The organism is Streptomyces sp. UW30 (assembly GCF_008042075.1).
Lineage (GTDB): Bacteria > Actinomycetota > Actinomycetes > Streptomycetales > Streptomycetaceae > Streptomyces.
In genome coordinates this window covers 1-2528 of sequence record NZ_RDBN01000045.1, presented here as the reverse complement: position 1 = coordinate 2528, position 2528 = coordinate 1, and the positions used below count along the sequence as shown (strand labels likewise).

General features: G+C 69.2%; 1 pseudogene. It reads right to left on the bottom strand.

Annotation, left to right across the window (positions count from 1 at the left end):
* Positions 1–2528: pseudogene (locus EAO75_RS32455) on the bottom strand (SDR family NAD(P)-dependent oxidoreductase); the annotation flags it as partial.

Sequence of the window (2528 nt, the reverse complement as noted above, 5' to 3'; positions counted from 1 at the left end):
GGGTCTGGTCGATCAGTGAGGCGTCGGCTGTTTCCTGGGCGAACAGGATGTCGCGCAGGGGCACGTCGAGCAGTCCGTCGAAGGCCGTGAAGACCTCGTCGAGGGCGTCGGCGAACACGGGGTGAGATGCGTACAGTTCGCGGCCCATGCCGATGCGTTGGGCGCCCTGGCCGGTGAACAGGAAGGCGGTACGGCGTCCTGTCGCCGCTTCGCCGGTGATCACGTTCGCCGAGTCGGTTCCCTCGGCGAGGGCGGTCAGGCCCTGGATGAGGTCGTCGGTGTTGGTGCCGGTGACGACGGCGCGGTGGTCGAAGGCGGCGCGTTCGGTGGCGAGGGCGTGGCCGATGTCGGTGACGGGCACCTCGGGGTGCTGTTGGACGTAGGTCAGTAGTCGGTTGGCCTGGTCGCGGACGGCCTGCTCGGTCTTGCCGGACAGGACCCACGGCACGACGGGGACGGTAGCGGATGCCCCGGAACCGTTCTCCCCGCCGTTCCCCTCGCCGTTCTCCGTGCCGTTCTCCTCCCCGACTGGTGGTTCCTCGATGACGACGTGGGCGTTGGTGCCGCTGATGCCGAAGGAGGAGACGCCTGCCCGGCGTGGCCGTCCCTCGGTCTCGGGCCAGTTGCGGGCTTCGGTGAGCAGTTCCACCGCGCCTGCGTCCCAGTCGATGTGGCTGGAGGGGTTGTCGGCGTGGAGGGTCTTGGGCAGGACGCCGTGGCGCATGGCCTCGATCATCTTGATGACGCCGCCGACGCCGGCCGCGGCTTGTGTGTGGCCGATGTTGGACTTGAGGGAGCCGAGGTGGAGGGGGGTGTCGGTGGGGCGGTTCTGGCCGTAGGTGGCGAGGAGTGCCTGGGCTTCGATGGGGTCGCCGAGGCGCGTGCCGGTGCCGTGTGCCTCGACTGCGTCGATGTCGTTGGCGGTGAGCCCGGCGTTGGCGAGGGCTTGGCGGATCACTCGTTCCTGGGAGGGGCCGTTGGGGGCGGTGAGTCCGTTGCTGGCGCCGTCCTGGTTGACGGCGGTGCCGCGGACGACGGCGAGGACGCGGTGGCCGTTTTTGCGGGCGTCTGAGAGTCGTTCGACGAGGAGGAGTCCGACGCCTTCGGACCAGCCGGTGCCGTCCGCGTCGTCGGAGAACGACTTGCAGCGGCCGTCGGTCGAAAGACCGCGCTGACGGGAGAACTCCACGAAGGTGGTGGGTGTGGCCATGACGGTGACGCCGCCGGCGAGGGCGAGATCGCACTCGCCGTTGCGCAGGGCGCTCGCGGCCATGTGGAGCGCGACCAGTGACGAGGAGCAGGCCGTGTCGACCGTGACCGCGGGACCCTCGAACCCGAAGGTGTACGACATACGGCCCGACGCCACACTGCCCGCGCTGCCGGCGGCGAGATAGCCCTCCAGATCCTCCGGCACGGACCCGGTGGTGTTGGCGTAGTCGTGGTACATCACCCCGGCGAAGACACCGGTACGGCTGCCCCGCAGCGTGGCCGGGACGACACCGGCGCTCTCCATCGCCTCCCATGCGGTCTCCAGCAGCAGGCGCTGCTGTGGGTCGGTGGCGGTGGCTTCGCGTGGGGACATGCCGAAGAACTCGGGGTCGAACAGGTCGGCTTCGTGGAGGAAGCCGCCTTGGCGGGTGTAGGAGGTGCCGGTGTGGTCGGGGTCCGGGTCGTAGAGGTTCTCCAGGTCCCAGCCTCGGTTGGAGGGGAACTGGCTGATGGCGTCGGTGCCGTTGGCGACGAGGTTCCACAGGTCCTCGGGGGAGGAGACCCCGCCGGGATAGCGGCACGCCATGCCCACGATCGCGATCGGCTCCAGGGACGCGGAGTCCGCCGTCACGACGGCCGCGGTCGCCGCCCCCTCCTCGCCGAACAGCTCGTGGTGAGGGGGAGGAGGCCGAGGCGTTTGATGCGGTGGAGGTCGGTGTCGTGGAGGTCGTTGGTGATGGTGCTGGTTTGTTGCCAGAGGCCCCAGGCGAGGGAGGTGGCGGGGAGGTTGTGTGCGGTGCGGTGGTGGGCGAGGGCGTCGAGGTAGGTGTTGGCGGCGGCGTAGTTGGCTTGGCCGGCGTTGCCGATGAGTCCGGCGATGGAGGAGTAGAGGACGAAGGCGGTGAGGTTGAGGTGTTGGGTGAGTTCGTGGAGGTGCCAGGCGGCGTCGATTTTGGGTTTGAGGACGGTGTCGAGGCGTTGGGGGGTGAGGTCGGTGGTGATGGTGTCGTCGAGGACGCCGGCGGTGTGGATGACGGCGGTGAGGGGGTGTTCGGTGGGGATGGTGTCGAKSAGGTGGGTGAGGGCKTTTTTGTCGGTGACGTCGCAGGCGGTGATGGTGATGGTGTGGGCGCCGAGTTGGGTGAGTTCGGTGGCGAGTTGGGTGGCGCCGGGTGCTTGGGTGCCGCTGCGTGAGRYGAGGAGGAGGTGTTTGGCGTTGTGGTGGGTGACGAGGTGGCGGGCGAGGAGGGTGCCGAGGGTGCCGGTGGCGCCGGTGATGAGGGTGGTGCCTTGGTCCCAGCGGGGTTGAGCACTCTCGG